General features: G+C 61.7%; 17 protein-coding genes and 1 pseudogene. 12 read left to right on the forward strand and 6 right to left on the reverse strand.

Translation table 11 applies throughout. The features are described from left to right. Positions 1–399 precede the first annotated feature (399 nt). From KZX46_RS01365 to KZX46_RS01390, 6 genes and pseudogenes are all read left to right on the forward strand, one after another. Positions 400–1,917 carry an NAD(P)H-hydrate dehydratase gene (locus KZX46_RS01365; protein ID WP_216711291.1) on the forward strand — a complete coding sequence of 506 codons (1,518 nt, stop codon included), beginning with the start codon at positions 400–402 and terminating at the stop codon, positions 1,915–1,917. Positions 1,918–1,925: 8 nt separating this feature from the next. Next, positions 1,926–2,915: a zinc-dependent alcohol dehydrogenase family protein gene (locus KZX46_RS01370; protein WP_216711292.1), complete on the forward strand. Its 990-nt coding sequence runs from the start codon at positions 1,926–1,928 to the stop codon at positions 2,913–2,915. Positions 2,916–2,966: 51 nt separating this feature from the next. Further along, positions 2,967–3,257 carry a hypothetical protein gene (locus KZX46_RS01375; protein ID WP_216711293.1) on the forward strand — a complete coding sequence of 97 codons (291 nt, stop codon included), beginning with the start codon at positions 2,967–2,969 and terminating at the stop codon, positions 3,255–3,257. 103 nt (positions 3,258–3,360) lie between these two features. Next, entirely contained in the window at positions 3,361–4,050 is a 690-nt protein-coding gene (locus KZX46_RS01380; protein ID WP_219774136.1) for an alpha/beta fold hydrolase, read from the forward strand. Positions 4,051–4,216: 166 nt separating this feature from the next. Then, a complete protein-coding gene (locus tag KZX46_RS23360) occupies positions 4,217–4,873 on the forward strand; it encodes an alpha/beta hydrolase (RefSeq protein WP_216711295.1) in 657 nt (218 codons plus the stop codon). Beyond that, positions 4,771–5,630, forward strand: a pseudogene (locus KZX46_RS01390) (peptidase S10); the annotation flags it as partial. The gene KZX46_RS23360 and the pseudogene KZX46_RS01390, both read left to right, overlap by 103 nt. Before the next feature lie 315 nt (positions 5,631–5,945). Here the strand turns inward: KZX46_RS01390 and KZX46_RS01395 are convergent. Then, positions 5,946–6,146, reverse strand: coding sequence for a hypothetical protein (locus KZX46_RS01395; protein WP_219774137.1), 201 nt, complete (start codon positions 6,144–6,146; stop codon positions 5,946–5,948). A 4-nt stretch (positions 6,147–6,150) separates the two neighbouring features. Between KZX46_RS01395 and KZX46_RS01400 the strand changes: the two genes are divergently transcribed. Beyond that, complete coding sequence (locus tag KZX46_RS01400; protein WP_219774138.1) at positions 6,151–6,327, forward strand: hypothetical protein; 177 nt, start codon at positions 6,151–6,153, stop codon at positions 6,325–6,327. A 456-nt stretch (positions 6,328–6,783) separates the two neighbouring features. Beyond that, a complete protein-coding gene (locus KZX46_RS01405) occupies positions 6,784–8,010 on the forward strand; it encodes a M20/M25/M40 family metallo-hydrolase (protein WP_216711298.1) in 1,227 nt (408 codons plus the stop codon). A 510-nt stretch (positions 8,011–8,520) separates the two neighbouring features. Here the strand turns inward: KZX46_RS01405 and KZX46_RS01410 are convergent. Continuing rightward, positions 8,521–10,530, reverse strand: coding sequence for an amidohydrolase family protein (locus KZX46_RS01410; RefSeq protein ID WP_216711299.1), 2,010 nt, complete (start codon positions 10,528–10,530; stop codon positions 8,521–8,523). A gap of 29 nt (positions 10,531–10,559) precedes the next feature. Between KZX46_RS01410 and KZX46_RS01415 the strand changes: the two genes are divergently transcribed. Next, positions 10,560–10,919, forward strand: a complete 360-nt coding sequence (locus KZX46_RS01415; protein ID WP_216711300.1) for a hypothetical protein — start codon at positions 10,560–10,562, stop codon at positions 10,917–10,919. A 42-nt stretch (positions 10,920–10,961) separates the two neighbouring features. Here KZX46_RS01415 and KZX46_RS01420 read toward each other — a convergent pair whose 3' ends face one another. Then, entirely contained in the window at positions 10,962–12,050 is a 1,089-nt protein-coding gene (locus tag KZX46_RS01420) for a YeiH family protein (RefSeq protein ID WP_219774219.1), read from the reverse strand. Between the two features lie 105 nt (positions 12,051–12,155). Here KZX46_RS01420 and KZX46_RS01425 point away from each other — a divergent pair, with 105 nt between their 5' ends. Next, a complete protein-coding gene (locus KZX46_RS01425) occupies positions 12,156–13,067 on the forward strand; it encodes a LysR family transcriptional regulator (protein ID WP_216711301.1) in 912 nt (303 codons plus the stop codon). Positions 13,068–13,159: 92 nt separating this feature from the next. Next, positions 13,160–13,948 (forward strand): hypothetical protein, encoded by a 789-nt coding sequence (locus KZX46_RS01430; RefSeq protein ID WP_219774139.1) that lies wholly within the window; start codon positions 13,160–13,162, stop codon positions 13,946–13,948. Positions 13,949–14,732: 784 nt separating this feature from the next. Here the strand turns inward: KZX46_RS01430 and KZX46_RS01435 are convergent. The 3 genes from KZX46_RS01435 to KZX46_RS01445 are packed head-to-tail and all read right to left on the reverse strand — an operon-like array spanning position 14,733 to position 15,970. Next, the gene (locus KZX46_RS01435; RefSeq protein ID WP_219774140.1) at positions 14,733–15,302 is read right to left on the reverse strand and encodes a recombinase family protein; all 570 of its coding nucleotides are present in this window, start codon (positions 15,300–15,302) and stop codon (positions 14,733–14,735) included. A 9-nt stretch (positions 15,303–15,311) separates the two neighbouring features. Next, positions 15,312–15,698, reverse strand: a complete 387-nt coding sequence (locus tag KZX46_RS01440; RefSeq protein ID WP_216711304.1) for a type II toxin-antitoxin system VapC family toxin — start codon at positions 15,696–15,698, stop codon at positions 15,312–15,314. A 14-nt stretch (positions 15,699–15,712) separates the two neighbouring features. Further along, on the reverse strand, positions 15,713–15,970 hold the full coding sequence (locus KZX46_RS01445; protein WP_216711305.1) for an AbrB/MazE/SpoVT family DNA-binding domain-containing protein: 258 nt from the start codon (positions 15,968–15,970) through the stop codon (positions 15,713–15,715). A gap of 227 nt (positions 15,971–16,197) precedes the next feature. Between KZX46_RS01445 and KZX46_RS23365 the strand changes: the two genes are divergently transcribed. Then, a complete protein-coding gene (locus tag KZX46_RS23365; RefSeq protein ID WP_370647440.1) occupies positions 16,198–16,881 on the forward strand; it encodes a DUF4158 domain-containing protein in 684 nt (227 codons plus the stop codon). Position 16,882: the final 1 nt, after the last annotated feature.

A 16,882-nucleotide genomic window follows, 5' to 3' on the forward strand; every position in this document is an offset into this window, starting at 1 on the left:
CGACAGTCTCGGCCATGCGTTCCTTGGCGTTGGCGCGGAACCGGCCATACACCCAGTAGGCCGCACGGGCATTGCTACGACGCGTCTACTTAACATAGCAGACCGCCAAAAGGAACGGCCAAGCACGGCCCGGTGAGCAAAAAATAGGCAATTCGGGTTGCGGGCCAGGAGGATCGGAATTTACTTAGTTGGCGGGTGATGGGGTGCCTTGGACGGATGTCAGCACGGCTAGGTATTTCCCGACCCTGCCGCGGCCCTGATTCTAGCATTAGTTTTCGATAGAGCGACCACCGCATCGATTTTCAGATGCGGTCCCGTCGTCTGGAGCGTGACTGCAATGCGAGTTTGCCGACCGAAACCTCGCGGCCACTCCGACATGCTGCTCCGGGCCACAGTTTGATGAACAAAGTCGCAACCCGAGGCGCAGCGCCAGGTCACGCGGCGCGGCTGGACGATCACGCCCTGCTGACGTCCGTGGAAATGGGGGCCGTCGATCGTCTTGCCGCCGCCGGTGTCGTTCCCGCCGGTGGATTCATGGAAGCCGCGGGGGCGGCGGTCGCGGTCGCCATCAGCGCGCGCTGGCCGATGCGGCCGGTGACTGTGCTGTGCGGTCCAGGAAACAACGGTGGCGACGGATACATCGCCGCCCGGCATCTGTCAGCTGCGGGCTGGCCGGTTACCGTGGCCGTGATGGGGTCGCGGGCCGCACTATCGGGCGACGCTGCGCACGCCGCAAGTCTGTGGACTGGGACGATAGTTCCGTTCACTGCCAAATGTCTCGACGGTGCTGGCCTCGTGGTCGATGGGATCTTCGGCGCGGGCCTGAGCCGTCCACTGTCGGGAGCGGCGCTCGCTATTGTTGAGGCCCTGAATGATCGTCCGGTCCCGGTTTGCGCGATCGATTTGCCAAGCGGGGTCGACGGGTCGACCGGTGCGGTCTTGGGTGCTGCCGCATCTGCCGACCTGACGGTGACATGTTTCCGCAAAAAGCTTGGCCATCTGCTTTACCCGGGCCGAGGTCTGTGCGGCGACGTCGTCCTCGCCGACATCGGCACCCCGGTGTCCGTGCTAAACACGGTCAGGCCCATGGCGTGGGAAAACGATCCGGCACTGTGGCTCGATCGATTCCCGTGGCCGCAGGCGGAAAGCTATAAGTACACCCGCGGCGAGGTCCTTGTACTCGGCGGCGAGGCAATTACCGGGGCCAGCCGCATGACCGCTATAGCGGCCTCGCGCGGCGGTGCGGGCATGGTCACGCTCGCCGCGCCGGCCAAGGTGTGGAGCGTCTATGCCACGTCGCTGATTAATGCGATCGTTCAAAGCTTCGATGGACTGGCCAACTTCAGCGCGATGCTCGCCGACGTCCGCCGCAACGTCATCGCGATCGGACCGGGCGTAGGCGTCGGGGCCGCGACCCGCGACTATGCGCTCGCGGCGCTCGCCACCCAACGCAGCGTGGTACTCGACGCCGACGCCCTGACGTCGTTCGCCGACGCCCCGGAAGACCTGTTCGCGGCGATCAAGGGACCGTGCGTGCTCACGCCCCACGCGGGCGAGTTCAAGCGCCTGTTCCACTTCACCGGCGACAAGCTTCATTTGGCCCGGTCGGCTGCCAAACAGTGCCAAGCCATCGTCGTATTGAAAGGGCCGGACACGGTGATCGCCGCCCCCGATGGCCGCGCGATCATTAACGCCAACGCGCCGCCGCAGCTGGCGACCGGCGGCAGTGGCGATGTCCTGACGGGGTTCGTCGCCGCCATGCTGGCACAGGGTCTGCCTGCGTTCGAGGGAGCAGCCGCCGCGGTGTGGCTCCACGGAGCGGCGGCCGCCGCGTTCGGGCTTGGCCTGGTCGCCGCCGACCTTCCGGATGCGTTGCCGCATGTTCTGCAGCGGCTCGCTGCCCAGACCAAAAGTTAGGACAAGCCATGCACGCGATGGTGCTGAATAAGCCGAAGACGCGGCTAGTCTGGACCGAACTGGCCGACCGCCAGCCTGGCGCGAATGAAATTCGCGTTAAGGTGCTGGCCTGCGGCGTCTGCCGGACCGACCTGCACGTCCTTGATGGCGAGCTGCCGCACCCGAATTCACCGATTATTCCCGGTCACGAAATCGTCGGCCGCATCGACGCGATCGGCGCGGGCGTGACGGACCTCAAGATCGGCGAGCGCGTGGGTATCCCGTGGCTCGGCCACACCGATGGGACGTGTCCCTATTGCCGCACCGGCCGCGAAAACCTGTGCGATGCGCCGCTGTTCACCGGCTATACGCGTGACGGCGGCTTCGCCACATCTACGATCGCCGATGCTCGATTTGCCTTCCCGCTGGGCGAAGACGGCGACGACGTCTCGCTGGCCCCATTGCTCTGCGCCGGCCTTATCGGCTGGCGCGCCCTCGGAATCGCTGGCAACGGCAAGAAAATCGGACTCTACGGCTTCGGCGCTGCTGCGCATATCCTGGCGCAGGTTATCAAATGGCAGCGGCGAGAGGTCTACGCCTTTACCCGGCCCGGTGACACCGCCGCGCAGGCATTCTCCAAGAGTCTTGGCGCAGTATGGGCGGGCGGGTCCGACATCGCACCCCCCGACCAGCTCGATGCGGCGATCATTTTTGCGACGGTCGGTGCCCTCGTGCCACTGGCGCTGAAGGCCGTTCGAAAGGGCGGGCGCGTCGTCTGCGCCGGCATCCACATGAGCGACATTCCGAGCTTCCCGTATCAAATCCTGTGGGAAGAGCGCCAGATCATGTCGGTCGCCAATCTCACCCGCCAGGACGGCCTCGATTTTCTCGAGCTAGTGCCAAAGATCGGCATCGTCACCAAGACGACGACTTACCCGCTTGCGAAAGCCAATGAGGCATTGGCCGATCTTCGCGCCGGTCGCTTCGAAGGGGCGGCCGTGCTCGTGCCCGAGGCCTGATTTGTGAGGCTGCCTCGCTGAGGAACAATTTCTTCCATACGGAGACAATCGATGCTGTTTGCGGTCATGGGCTTTTTCAAGCCAAAAATTGATTCCGAGGCCGTTGAACTTCTGCCGGCGCTTAACGCTCATCTCGGTCAGCCTGGTTTGTCAATCCGCTTGGCGGGGTTCTTAAAGGACCGAGATGGCAATCGCGCCGGCCTTCTAGTTTGTCTTGAATCTGATGGATTTGCGGCGGCCGACGCCTACTTGAAGGAAAGCCCTTTTGTTGAGCACGACATGTATCAGCGTGTCGAGGTCGTCGAGCTGTGTCTCGAGGTGGGGGCAGGCCAGCTGCGGTGACAAAGTCTATTTGGATCATTTCCAGGCGCGACAGCCGCGGCGCGCACGGCGTGGCGCCAGCGGCGCGACAGGTACGGAGCAGCGTCCTGCCAGGCAACAAACCGTGACCCGGCTGGTCTTCGCCCACTATTTCGGTGGTTCCGCGCGATCATGGGTGCCATTAGTTCACGCGCTCACAAATTACGATTGCAAGGCACCAGATGTACCGGGATTTGGCGGCACGCCGGCGCCGACGGTCCCGTCGCTCGATGCATATGCCGATTGGCTAATCGCGACCGCTGGATCTGACCCGTGGGTTGCCATTGGGCATTCGATGGGCGGCAAAATCGCGCTGGCGGCGGCGGCGCGGCAACCGCCAAAACTGACCGCGCTGATCCTGCTCGCGGCGTCGCCGCCGACGCCCGAGCCTATAAGCGACCGCGACCGCGCGGCGATGCTCGATGCCTTCGGCAACCGCCGCCTCGCGCGGGCGCAGCTCGCAAGAACTGGCAGCCTCCTGCCACCTGCGATGCTCAAGGTTGCGATCGACGACGAGTTGCGCGTGGCCGAGCCAGTATGGCGCTGGTGGCTGGAGACCGGTAGTTGCGACGACATCTCGGCGGCGACTGCTGGCATCGACCTGCCGGTGCTGGTCGTTGCAGGCGATCGCGACGAATCGATGGACCCCGGCGTCGCCCCGGCGATCACTCGCAGGCTTCGCCGCGCTGAATTATGTGTTATCGCCGATGCCGGGCATTTGCTGCCGCTCGAGAGACCGCGGGCGGTCGCCGATCTTATCGCTGCGTTCGTCTGAGTAATGCGATCCACCTAGACGACCTGCACCGACTGCCAACGCCGGAAGAGGACCGCGGCGTCATGGCATAGCCGTATGACTATATTAGGAGATCGCTGGTGGGAAAGCGCCGCTTCATGGCTCCTATCGAGTTCCACAGGGTTTCGCTCGAGGACCTGCGGTTCTGATGATCGCCGGTTCGGGGCCGACCGACCGCAACAGCGACAGTACGATACCTGGCGTCAAACCGGGAAGCTTTCGCCTTCTGGCTGACGATCTCGAACGACAAGGTATCCCATCTCTCCGCTTCGACAAGCGCAGTATCGGCGCGAGCGCTGGTGCCGCGCGACTGGAAGCGGATCTGCGCTTCGACGACTTCGTCAGGGACGCAGCCGACTGGGCGGCATTCCTCGGGAGCCGACCTGGTGTCACTTGTGTTGTTATATTCGGGCATTCGGAAGGAGCACTGATTGGTGCCGCCATCGCATCTCATGTGCCGGTATGCGGGCCTGTCGAAGCATCGGGCGTCGGTCGCCCGATGGATGCGGTTGTCGAGGCACAAGTCGCTGCTGCCGGAGCACCGAGTGAGGTCCAAGATCAGGTGCAAGCGATTTATGAGGCTCTAAAGCAAGGCAGAACAGTCGATTCTCCGCCAAAGTTGAGGGGCCTGTTTCGTCCTCCGGTACAGCCCTACCTGATTTCTGCGTTGAGGGTACGATCCCGTAGCGACAATCGAGCTAGGGCAGCTACACAGACGTTGCGCTTAACGGCATTATACTCATCTCGACCATTCTCGACTTCAGCGAGGCCGCGGATGCACCAGGCAACGAGCTGGGCTATGTGACCAATCTGCCCTCGATGGCCGCGACGGCATGGTATCATGATAAGGTGGCGAATAAGCCCGCTACGGTCGAGGAGTTCGTTACGCAAGCAAAGGCGTTTGCCTTCGGACCGTACGCGACGGCCTTGTTGAAGGGCAGCCTCATCCCTGCCGGCGAACGGGCGTCGATTGCTTCCCAGCTATCGCGGTTTACGGGCATCTCCGAGGGCTTTCTCGAACGGGCTGACCTTCGGTTGACACCAAACCGTTTCTTCAAGGAGCTGCTCCGTGATCGCGGCTTGAGCATTGGCCGTTTGGACACCAGATACACCGGGAAAGACTACGACAACGCAGGTGAGTCGCCTGACAACGATCCTAGTTTCTATGGTATTGATGGCGCTTACACTGCGGCGATGAATGAATGGACCAGGGAAGGATTGAAATATTCGCCAAGTGTGGTCTAATCCTCAATCGGGGGCGTGAAGGATTGGGACTGGAAGCTCGAAGGTGAGCCACGAGGTGGTGAGGGTTACCTCAATGTAGCGCCTTACATTGGTCGCGCTTTGAGGGGAATAGTGGTCTTCGGGTCTTCGTCGGGCAGGGATATTATGATTTTGCAACCCCTTTCGCCGGCGCTGAGTATTCACTGAGCCGCACGGGGATGCCCACTGATGGACGCATATCGTGGCATTATTATCATGCCGGGCATATGATGTATGTCAGAGACGAGGATCTTCGGAAACTTTCATCTGACATCAGGGCGTTCATCCACGCAGGATGATCCCTATCTAGAGGATTGACCCCCTGTTTCGGTGTTTCGCTGTCCACCGCCAGCCGGAAGGAAGCTCAATGGGCCAGATGCTTTACGGAAGCGGCGTAACGGCTGAGGAAGTCCGTTGGACGAAACAGCAGGCTCGAACGTGCTCGAGGGTGTTGGCAATGCGCAACGACGTTAGGGTTGTTGGCCATAGGGGTCACTCGGATCTCAAGACACATATAGGCAGATCCGTTTGAACCTTACGATAGATACCTCAACGGGATACGCCCGCATTTTCTCGGGATTTGGCATGCGTCTGGCACTGCGAGCCCTGTCCGTTCAATGGACCTCTTCGACGAGGACAGCGGCTTGGTAAATTACATTACCTTTAAACAACAATATGAGCAGGCGGCACGATCTGGGAATGGGGATAATCAGCGAGACGGTGGCGCGGCGAAAGACAGCCTCGTTGGCAAGCATGACACGGACCCAGTTCTGCGTCCGCGCGACGCTTGACGTCGAGGCCTTGCCGAGGATCATCAGCTTGTTCGCACAGCGCGGGCTGGTGCCCGAACAGTTCTACTGTCGCCGCAGCGGAGCGTTGCTGATCGTCGACATCGATGTCGAGGCGGTCGACCGGACGCTTTTCGACATCCTCCTTCAGAAGGTGCGGGCGCTCGTCCTGATCGACCGCGCCAGGATCGTCGGAAGTCGCGCATGACAGCCCGCCGTCCTCGATTCCTTTGCAGCCCGGCCTTGTTGCACATACCCCAGTTCTCATCGCGTTGCGGCGTCCTGTCGGCCTTCTCCTATCTCGCTGAATGCATATCCGGTGAGCTCATGACGGCACCGCCGGATTGGGCCTGTGATGCCGGTTAGGTCACCAGTCGTGTCCAGCACTATCGCGATGATCACCAGGCAATCGGAGTGACGCATGATTACGTCGAATCGGAATTCAAAATCTGCGTTCGTTCAGTTGTCGGGCGCGTGCATGGCGAGGAATAGGATAGTTGCCGCCGGGTCCAGGGGCGTGCCGACTGAGGATGCACCAGCGGCTGAAAAATCACCTCGTCTATGGCGGCTCCATTTCGGGTATCGCTATTGGCCGGTCCTCGGCTACGACGGATTCGGTCGTCGGCGATCCATCGCGGACAATGGCGGCGAGAGGGGTCTCGTGATGAGCGATGAACATGTCCATTCGAGGCTTTCATGCGTCCTTCGGGTCATCTCCGGCGTGATGGCTCTCGCCGTAGCATCGCCAATTCTTGCTCAATCGGCGGCGACGGATTCCGTGCGCGTGCTGGTGAATCGACTCGATCTCACGAGGTATAAGGCGACGATCAAGGACCTCACCCAGTTTGGCGACCGCCGCCAGGGAACGGCGCGCAACGGTGCCGCGATCAACTGGATCGAAGCCCAACTCAAGAGCTACGGCTGCACCAACACGGAGCGCGTGAAATACACCTTCGGCGAGGAGCCCGTGCACACCGTCGCACCGGCGAGGGCGACGGTCGCCGCCGCATCGGACGAACCTGGCCTGTCGGTCGGCGGCGGTCGCTCCCGCGGCTTCACGCGCGAGACCGGTGTGAACAGCGACCCCAGTGCCCAGCCCGACGCTAGGATCAGGACGCTGGACACGCCGCCGGCAGTCCCGGGGCCGCGCGAGGAGGTTTATTGCACCAAAATCGGGACCGGCCATCCGAACGAGATGTATATCGTCAGCGCACACATGGACGGTATAGGCTTTGGCGAAGCGGCCAACGACGATGGCTCGGGGACGGCGCTGGTGATGGAGTTAGCGCGGGTGTTCAGCAGCCCCGACGTGCAGACCGACCGTTCGATCCGTTTCATCCTGTGGAACAACGAGGAAACCGGGCTGAACGGCGCCAAAGCCTATGTCGAGCAGCGGGCCACCCTGCAAGGCAGGGAATCGCCTGCCGGATCGGGCCATTACCCCGAGCCGAAATGGCTCGGAGTAATGCAGCACGACATGATGCTGTTCGACCACGGCATGCCCCGGGCCGATGGCAGCATGAGTCCGGTGCAGCGTCCCGAGGCCGACGTGAACATCGAGTTCCAGTCTATGTCGAAGTTCGCCGCCAAGGCCCAGGAACTGGCCTGGGCCCTCGAAGCGGCGAACGAGCGTTACGCCACGGATTATCCGGCCGCGGTCGGTCGGCACATGACCAACACCGATTCAACCCCGTTTATGGACCTGGCGCCAGCAGTCAGCCTACGCGAGAATGACCGCGGGGCCCAGGTCGGCAGCGGCTGGGACCCGCAATGGCACCAGCCGACTGACCTCTATGCTACTTACAGCGACAAGGACTTCCTGCTCGGGCTGAACGCGGCTCAGACGACCCTGTCGGCTACGGCGCGGCTGGCGGGCGCGACCCTGCGTTAGCCTTGCTCAGTGACCAACGATGCTACGTTCGCCTCGGATGGCTTTCTTCCCTGAAGCGGACGCTTTCCGTAGATGGCACTCGCGTGTCGCAAGAACAATTCGACGATTTGGCTTAGGGTCGGGTGCAGCCCTCTGTTCTGCCTGTTGGTGCGTAAGCGCCGGAAGGCGGAGCGCAGCGGAACAGAAATCCTGATCAGGACCGGGGTCTGGCAGTCGTAGAATTTTTGCACGGGTGGATATGAGATTGAGGTGAGAACGACTTCTGCGTCGCATTCACAATGGAACGACGCCGCATAAAACATGAAATAGCGGCGGCGCGACAGAAACCTCGTTGGGCCGAATCGACACAAAGCCCGTTAATCCACTGATCTTTAATGGCTCTACAGGTCCTGGCGTTTGTTCATTTTGGGCAGCAAGGCTGATAGCCCAACGGCGTGGCTCGGCGTTCGAGATGGTTGCTTAGCTCTCGCCCAAAAGCCGAAGCCGACACGACATCACGAGAGCGACCTCTCAATGCGGTATCTGAACCGTCGGTGCCTTCGTGAACGGCGTGATTCCGAACTTCGGATAGACCTCGGTCGGATAGTAGAAGACGCCGTCCTTGACGACCATCGAGATTGTCTTGATCGCCTTGAGGTCTTTGGTCGGATCGCCGGGAATCAGGAAGAAATCGGCGAGCTTGCCCTTGTCGATCGACCCCATCCGCTGGTCTTCGCCGACGTATTTCGCACTGTCATAGGTCGCGCGCTTGAGGATCTCGGGCGCTGTCATGCCAGCCTTTTGATAGAGTTCGAGTTCGCGGTGATACGTGAACGAGCCGCCGGTGTCGGTGCCAAACACGATGAAGACGCCGCGGTCGTGGAGCATGCGGACGGTATCGACCAGCTTGGTAAACGCCTGACTGTAGAGCTTGTCGTCGCCCGGGGCCGAGGTGTCGATCCACGCCTTCATCGCGTCGCGCCGCGTGCCGATCGGCATATGGTCGATGTAGTCGACCGCGCCCGGCGGAACCTTGCCGTCGCGGTTCTGCAACAGGTTCTCGTGGATACCGAGCGTCGGGTCGATCGCCTTGTGGCCGTCGACCATCAACTGCAGCGTATGCTGGACCTTGGGTTCGTTGAGGTCGAGCGCCGGTAGCCGTTTGAGCGCAGTCAGGCGGAACAGCGTGCGCGTGTCTTCCTTGGGACCGATGACCCAGCCGAGAACGAACTGATTAATGTGGGTCATCTCGTCGTAGCCGGCCGTGATCATCTGGTCGGCGTTGGCGAATGCGGGGACATGGCCCGCGACGCGCATCCCGAGCTTGTGCGCCTCGGCGACCATCGCCGGGACCCATGCCGGGTTCATGCTGTTGTAGATCTTGATCTGCCAGAAGCCCCGCGCGCCGTACCAGCGGACCGCGTCGACCGCCTGCTGCTGGCTGTCGACCAATATGCCATTGTTCGCGCTGAACGGGCTCTTCCCCTCGATGAAGCCCGAGCGGATGATGTGTGGGCCGCCGATCTCGCCGGCGTCGATGCGCTTGATCAGCGTCGCCAGCACCGCGTTGTCGTTGCCCATGTCGCGGACCGTCGTGATGCCGGCCACGAGGTTGAGTAGCGCGATGTCCTGCCCGATATGGCCATGCATCTCGTACATACCGGCGATCAGCGTTCCGCCGGCCCCGTCGATGGTGACCTCGTCCGGCGTAGCGGGGCTGTCGATCGGTTCGATCGCTGCAATGATCTTGTCATTGACCAGCACCGACACTGGTGCGGTCAGGCTGCTGGTCTTCGGATCGAATAGCCGGACGTTGCGGATGCGGACGGGCGCGCCGTAATCGTGGGCGACCTCCTTCTGCATCGAGGTGTAGCGTGCCGTCGTCCAGTCGGCGGCAAGGCCACGCAGGCGCTTCTCTTCGCCTTCGTAGCCGGCGCGGACGACGATCGAGTTGGGGCTGACCGAGGCGAACAGCAGGCCTTGATCGTCGAGCAGCATTGTTTCGGGCGTCAGGTCGATCCCACTCAGCGTGTAGCGCGTCACCTTGAGCGGGCCGCCCGCGCCGGCGACGGCAACGGTCTCGCCCTTCTCGAGGCGCAGCGTCCCGCCGGGGAGCGCTGCCATCGACATTCCGGGCGCCTTCAACAGCGCCGTCGCGTAGATCTGATCGGACCACGGGCTGCCGCTTTGCGCGACGTACAGGCCTGGACCTTTGACGGCAGCGGTGCCGCTGCCGGTCGAATCGGTCCACATCGCCTTGTCGTCAACGCGGGTAAATTTCTCCTCGACCTTGCTGCCGAAGGTCGTTGCGCCGGTGATCGCCCATGTCGTCGGCAGCCCGTCGGTCCCGAGGGTCAGGGCCTCCTTCATCGTCGGCCCGCGACCGTTGTTCTTGACGTCGTAATCGACGGTGACGTTGTCGCCCTGCCGGTCGACGATGACATGGCCGACGTTCTTGCCGCCGAAAATCGCGGTGTAGCGCACCGTCTCCCCCGATGCGGTCGTGGCGAGAAGGGCAGCGGCGATAAGGATTCTGGTCATTCCGTAAGGTACGGCGGTGGCGAGGGCGCATGCAACGAAATACGCATGAAGGTGTGCTGCGGTTGATGCCGCTTACGCCGGCGGTCTGCGCCTTTGGGCGTCGTCCCGATTCCGGAGCGCTGGAGTGGCATCGTCAGCTTGTCATTGTTGGCGCAAAGTATGCGCGCATCTGGGCAGCAATATTACGTCTGCTTCCTGACCACGATCCCCCGGCATACGTCAGTGATCGTCACGACCCGGCCAGACACGATCTCATCTCGAATTCAGCGGGATCCTTCTTCGGCGCCTATCCACATTTGTCTTTTCGCGCGCGCGACGGCGCCACGCTGATGCTGGACCGGTCACACTTATCATTTTGGATTCGAGCAATCATCATGTTGCAAGACTAAATCCAAGGACGATCTCGGTGGGTTGCGAGCCTTCACATGTAGCTAAGCCAGACGCAGGAGGGCGAGTAGCGCAAAACTGATCGCGCCGAGCCCGACTAGCGATATCACTACGGCGGCCGTAACCCGGCCCCCGGCCTTCACCACGGTGCGAACATCGACACCGAGTCCGAGCGCCGCCATCGACACTACGGTCAGCAGCGTCGCTATCCGACCGATCGGCGCGATCGCTGCGGTCGGCACGAGGCCCAGCGACCGGCAGGCAACTAACGCCAGGAAGCCGATGATGAACCATGGCACGAGATGCGCGAGGCCAGGCCGCTTCCCGGGGACGTCGCCGGCAACGAATTTGCCATCTGGCTCCGCCTGGGGTGAAAGCCGGGGAGCGATCAGTGACAGGATGAGGCTGACCGGCCCGAGCATCAGCACGCGCATTAGTTTCACCAGCGTGCCGGTCTGAACCGCTATCGCCCCCATCGGCGATGCTGCCGCAATCACCTGCGGCACAGCATAGACTGTTAGTCCGGCAAATGCGCCGTAGGCGATACCGCTCATCCCCAGAGCGACCCCAAAAAATGGCAATCCCACGACGACCACTACACCCAGCACCGCGGTGAAGGCGATCGAGGCGGCGACGTCGTCGCTGTCTGCACCGATCACCGGCGCCACTGCGGCGATTGCCGAATTGCCGCAAATCGAGTTTCCGCATGCAATCAGCAACGCCATGCGGGTGGGCAAGCCCAGCAAGCGGCCGATGCCGAAGCTCAGTAGGATGGCGACGGCGACCACGACGACAATGCCGACCAGCAGCGCCGGTCCGGCCGCGAGAATGGTCGCAGCACTGACCGAGGCACCAAGCAGGACGACGGCGACCTCGAGCAGATATTTGGCGCTGAAGACGATCCCGCCATCCCACCGGGCGCCAGGCATCCATACGCTGCGAACGGCGGTTCCGACCAAAATAGCGAGCACCAGTGCCTCAAGCCATGCCTTGCCGGCGACCGCGCGCTCGCCTGCTTCCAGTCCATAGGCGGCTATGGTCACGGCGGCGCAGAGCAGGATGCCCGGGATAAGTTCGCCATTGTATTGGTCGAACTCCGTATCCAGCTTCGACTGCGGATCGAGATTTGGCATCATGGTATCCTTCCACAGCGTTTTAACCGATGGGAATCGTTCAAACCAACGCATCATTCTTATCATTTCAATCGTCTGACCTGATTGGTCGTGCTAGGCGCCGCCATGACGTTCGAGCAACTTCGTATTTTTGTCGGCGTCGCCGAGCGCGAACACATGACTTTGGCTGCCCGCGCGCTTCATATTACCCAATCGGCCGCATCAGCTGCGATCGCAGCACTCGAAGAGCGGCACGGCGTAAAACTTTTTCACCGCGTGGGCCGCGGTATTGGCCTGACCGAGGCGGGAAATGTCTTCCTGATCGAGGCACGTAGTATTCTCGCCCGGGCCACGGCTGCCGAAACCATTCTAGATGAGTTGGGCACCCTCAAGCGGGGCACGCTTCGCGTCGTTGCCAGCCAAACGATCGCGGCATACTGGCTGCCGCCGATCCTTGCTGTCTTCCACGATCGTTATCCGTTGGTGTCGGTTGTGCTGACGATCGGCAACACTAGGCAGGCAGCGGTGCGCGTCCGCAATGACGAGGCCGATCTCGGGTTTGTCGAAGGCGAGGTCGACGATCCTACCCTCGTCGTTTGGCCGATCGGCGAGGACAGGTTGGTGTTGGTCCGATCAGTGCCGTTCGCGGAGGAGACGGTCGATGCCGACTGGCTGCGGCAGGCGCGTTGGGTTGAGCGTGAGCCGGGTTCGGGCACCCGTTCGACGCTCGATCGTCACCGACTTGCGCTCGGCGTTGATCCAGCGATGCTCGATGTGGCGCTGGTGCTGCCGTCCAATGAAAGTGTCCGAACCGCGGTCGAGGCCGGTGCCGGCGTCGCCGTGTTGTCGTCACTTGTCGTCGCACCGGCGCTAAAGGCGGGCTTGCTGTACGCGGCACCGATCACCTTCCGACCACGACCGTTCTACGGGCTGCGTCACAAGGAGCGATACCGGACCAAGGCGACGGATGCGCTGCTCGAATTGATCGGATCGTCCCGCCCTGGGCAAACAACTGAGATGTTTAGTCTTGGAATTTAATGGGTCGGATCTGACGTAAGTCGATGGGCCTCGCTGGGCCAGCGTTTGCAGATCGCTTCGTGTCAACTCGATCCCGCATCGATTGAAAAGGCTTGGCCATCATCAGCAGGCGGCGCATGATGTGCGAGATGACGCCTTTATTTGCTCGTATTGCAGTCGGCGTCCTCGCTGTCGCCGTTGCTTGCCCGACTACCGTGAGCGCGGAGCCGACGCATCTAATGGTCCGTGCCCAGAGTGTCGACGCCAAGTTTATGGGAACGCACACCGGCGGCGTGGCGGTCACGGTCACCGACGAGCGGTCAGGGAAGGTGCTCGCGAAGGGGATGATCAAGGGAGGAACAGGCGACACCGAACGGATCATGGAGAAAGCTCACGCACGTTGGCAGGTGATTTCTGACGCCGAAACCGCCGGTTATGACGCATCGCTTGACATTGAAGCGCCAACCCTCGTGCGAGTTGACGCGCGGGGTCCCATGGGTGCGTCTGCTGCCGCTATTACGGTCTCCTCGACCCTCTGGATGCTCCCCGGGCGCAACGTGCTCGGCGACGGGTTGGTCCTCACTTTTCCGGGTCTGATCATCACGCCTGCCACAACGCGCAATCCTGATGGTACGCTCCGCATCGACGCCCAAGTGACGATGATGTGCGGATGCCCGATCACACCCGGTGGGATATGGGACGCCAAGGACTACACGGTTACGGGCTATGTGCTGGATCATGGTCATGTCGTAGCAACGGCAACGATGCATTATGCGGGCCAGCCGAGCCAGTTTACATCCGGTGACTTAAAGATCGCCCGCAATCGTCTGTCGGTCCGACTCGTCGCCAGTTCCAATCTCACCCCTAACGTCGGCGTCGTCGAGACGGATATCGGTAACTAGAGACCTTCGCAGATGTAATCAGGCGGCGTGCGGGCCCCTTAGCGTCGCCAAATCACAAACATGCCAACCGCGGCCCCCAGCATCGCGGCCGTCTGTAGTCATCCGACCGATTGCAGCACCGGAGAGGTCCCGAATTCTCCAATCATTTTCGGCCGGTTTGCAAGATTCGTCATCGCGATTTCATGCGGTGGAGACACATGTGGCAGGCTAAATGTGCGAATAGGCGTTGAAGCGGGATCCTACCGCACTCGTGGCAAGTATTTGTAGTCAAACGCTTTCCCTCCTGCAGAGGGGGTCTCGATCGGCGCCGATTGGGACCCCTCTATGGCAAGAACCGTCAAAGATTACAGCTATTGCCCGAAACTGAAGCGGGACCCCACTCAACTCGGGGCAAGTGATTGTAGGCAAGCGCTTTTCCTCCCGCGAAGGGGGTCCCGATCGGCGCCGATCGGGACATCGCGTTGATAGAGGTTTCCAGCACGATTTCAAAGGTTTACGCAGTGAAACAAGTAACCGGGGCAAATTCCTGTGCGGGGTGTCTTCCCAGATTGGTCCGGGTGTGATTCACACTGCCGGTGACTCCTTCTGGCTCAGACTCGGTTGATGCCCTGCCGCTAGCGGATTTGCGGCGTGTGGTTTCGGCTTTGGTCGCACAGGTGGCGACGCTTCAGGAAACGGTCGACAGGCTGACCACCGAGAATGAGGTCATCGCAACGGATGTTGTCTGAATTGCGCTAGACGCGAACAGACCGGGAACGGCAGGCTAAGCGGCCTGCCAAAATGCCTACGCCGGTCGACTGATCCCCAAACGTCTCATCTCGCGGTAGATGGTTGAGCGCCCCAGTCCGAGTTGTCTTGCGGCTTCAGCAGGTGGCGTATTGGCCTGGATAAGCGTCAGCGCCGCATTGAGCTTTGTCACATCGAGCGGCTGTCGCCCCGGCTTCCTGCCCTTTGCACGTGCCGCAGCAATACCGTCCTTCGTTCGCTCTGAGATCAGTCGTCGCTCGAAATGGGCAATGGCACCGAAGACGTGGAAAATCAGTTCGCCGGCGGCCGAGGAGGTGTCGATCTTTTCCTCGAGGCTGAGGAGCGCGATCTTGCGTTCGCGCAGCATCGTGACCGTGGATAGCAATTCCGCCAGCGAGCGACCGAGCCGATCGAGGCGCACCACGGCAAGCGTGTCCCCCGACCGTGCATAGGCGAGAAGCGCCGTAAGGCCGGGCCGATCCATGCTTCTGCCCGACATGACATCGGTAAAGGTCTTGATGGCGCCGGCCTCGGTCAACCGCATGGTCTGGCCGGCGACATCCTGGTCGCCGGTACTGACCCGGGCGTAGCCAAGGATATCAGGCATGGGAGTCCTTTATCGCGCCAGCATCAGTTTCAGGCCCGGGATTTCGATCCTGGCCCATTCCCGATCCGCAGTGAGGACCGGCAGGCCTTCAGCGATCGCCAAGGCCGTGCAGGTACGATCGCCAAGGCCGCTGCCGAATGCCTTGGTCGCAGGATAGAGGTTGGCCGCGGCGACCGCATCGTCACGCCCGTGCGGACGCACGTCGAGATGCAAGGCGTCGAGCATCGCCAGCGCCGCATCGTTCGGCACCTCGCGACGCAACAGGCCCTTGATCACCTCCTGGAAGTTGACCGCCGAGATAAGCCCGTCACCGATGTACTGCGCAACAACATCGGCGCCTGGCTCATCGCGTAGCAGCGCCAGTATCGCCGAGGCGTCAAAAACGATCGATGCCATACTTGTTCCGGGGCCTAGTCGAGGTCTTCGCGCGCGGCTTCGGCCCGGCGCTCGGCAATGAAGTCATCCACCGGAAGATCGTTTGTTGCATGTTGACGGTATAGATCCTGGGCACGCTTGATGCTCTGCCGCATCGACGTAAGCTTCACGTTGTCACCGTCGATTGACAGCACGACGACGCCAGCTCCCGTAACGCCAAGCGCCTTTCGCGCCGATCGTGGCAGCACCATGCGACCGTTCTCGGCAATTCGGATATCGATCATTTCCTGCACGAGTGGCACCTCGCTGTTAGTGACATAGCTTGCATATCTGTCATATCGCAGTGATTGTCTATTGCTGTCACGTTGCACCGGCTTTTACGGGAATGCGCCGTCTCGCAACCGACCGTTCTGGGGACAGCAGGCGAAGCCGCGCTTTGATGGTCCCAAACCCGTCCAGAGACTACGTCTCTTTATTGCCTTATGTCCACAATCTTGTGCAACCTTGATGGACTGTTTTCATGGCCCGGCGCGATCTCCTGACTTCTGACGAACGGCAAATGCTGTTTGGCGTCCCGACGGACCGGGAAAACCTCGCCCGCCACTACAAGCTGTCCTCGCAGGACATGTCGCTGGTCGCGACGCGCCGCGGTGATACGAACCAGATCGGGTTCGCCGTGCAGCTCGGGTTACTGCGTCATCCAGGGTTCAGATTTACTCTCGACGAGGGCGCGCCAACCGAGCTTGTCGGGTTCATGGGCGAGCAGATCGGCGTTCCGCCAAAAGCGTTCGAGCGCTATGCGAGCCGGCCCGCGACCGCATCCGTCCACGCACGCGAAGCCGAGGCGGCACTTGGCCTGCGACCACCGGTCAACGCCGATCTGCCGCTCCTCATCGACGCCGCAACAAAAGCGGCCTGGGCGACCGATCGCGGCGTGCCGATTGTCGCCGGCATTACGGATGCCCTTCGGGCTTCGTGCATTACGCTACCTTCGCCGTCGGTGATCGAGCGTGCCGGGCTCGCCGGGCGGGCCCGTGCCCGACAGCGTGCCTATCAGGCAATGCTGGCCGGCGTGCCGGCCGACAGCATCGCCAGGCTCGATGCTATCTTGATCGTTGATCCAAAAAATTGGTCTGACGCCACTTGCCTGGCTGCGCGATATCGCCACCGCGCCGACCGCCGACAATGTCTGCGGGCTGCTTGAA

The organism is Polymorphobacter sp. PAMC 29334, from assembly GCF_019431245.1.
GTDB classification, from domain to species: domain Bacteria; phylum Pseudomonadota; class Alphaproteobacteria; order Sphingomonadales; family Sphingomonadaceae; genus Polymorphobacter_B; species Polymorphobacter_B megasporae.

What these genes read in the sequence shown, in the direction of transcription:
- KZX46_RS01365 (WP_216711291.1), top strand. Translation starts at nt 400, where the DNA reads ATGAACAAAGTCGCAACCCGAGGCGCAGCGCCAGGTCACGCGGCGCGG.
- KZX46_RS01370 (WP_216711292.1), top strand. Translation starts at nt 1,926, where the DNA reads ATGCACGCGATGGTGCTGAATAAGCCGAAGACGCGGCTAGTCTGGACC.
- KZX46_RS01375 (WP_216711293.1), top strand. Translation starts at nt 2,967, where the DNA reads ATGCTGTTTGCGGTCATGGGCTTTTTCAAGCCAAAAATTGATTCCGAG.
- KZX46_RS23360 (WP_216711295.1), top strand. Translation starts at nt 4,217, where the DNA reads ATGATCGCCGGTTCGGGGCCGACCGACCGCAACAGCGACAGTACGATA.
- KZX46_RS01395 (WP_219774137.1), bottom strand. Translation starts at nt 6,146, where the DNA reads ATGATCCTCGGCAAGGCCTCGACGTCAAGCGTCGCGCGGACGCAGAAC.
- KZX46_RS01405 (WP_216711298.1), top strand. Translation starts at nt 6,784, where the DNA reads ATGAGCGATGAACATGTCCATTCGAGGCTTTCATGCGTCCTTCGGGTC.
- KZX46_RS01410 (WP_216711299.1), bottom strand. Translation starts at nt 10,530, where the DNA reads ATGACCAGAATCCTTATCGCCGCTGCCCTTCTCGCCACGACCGCATCG.
- KZX46_RS01415 (WP_216711300.1), top strand. Translation starts at nt 10,560, where the DNA reads ATGCAACGAAATACGCATGAAGGTGTGCTGCGGTTGATGCCGCTTACG.
- KZX46_RS01420 (WP_219774219.1), bottom strand. Translation starts at nt 12,050, where the DNA reads ATGCCAAATCTCGATCCGCAGTCGAAGCTGGATACGGAGTTCGACCAA.
- KZX46_RS01425 (WP_216711301.1), top strand. Translation starts at nt 12,156, where the DNA reads ATGACGTTCGAGCAACTTCGTATTTTTGTCGGCGTCGCCGAGCGCGAA.
- KZX46_RS01435 (WP_219774140.1), bottom strand. Translation starts at nt 15,302, where the DNA reads ATGCCTGATATCCTTGGCTACGCCCGGGTCAGTACCGGCGACCAGGAT.
- KZX46_RS01440 (WP_216711304.1), bottom strand. Translation starts at nt 15,698, where the DNA reads ATGGCATCGATCGTTTTTGACGCCTCGGCGATACTGGCGCTGCTACGC.
- KZX46_RS23365 (WP_370647440.1), top strand. Translation starts at nt 16,198, where the DNA reads ATGGCCCGGCGCGATCTCCTGACTTCTGACGAACGGCAAATGCTGTTT.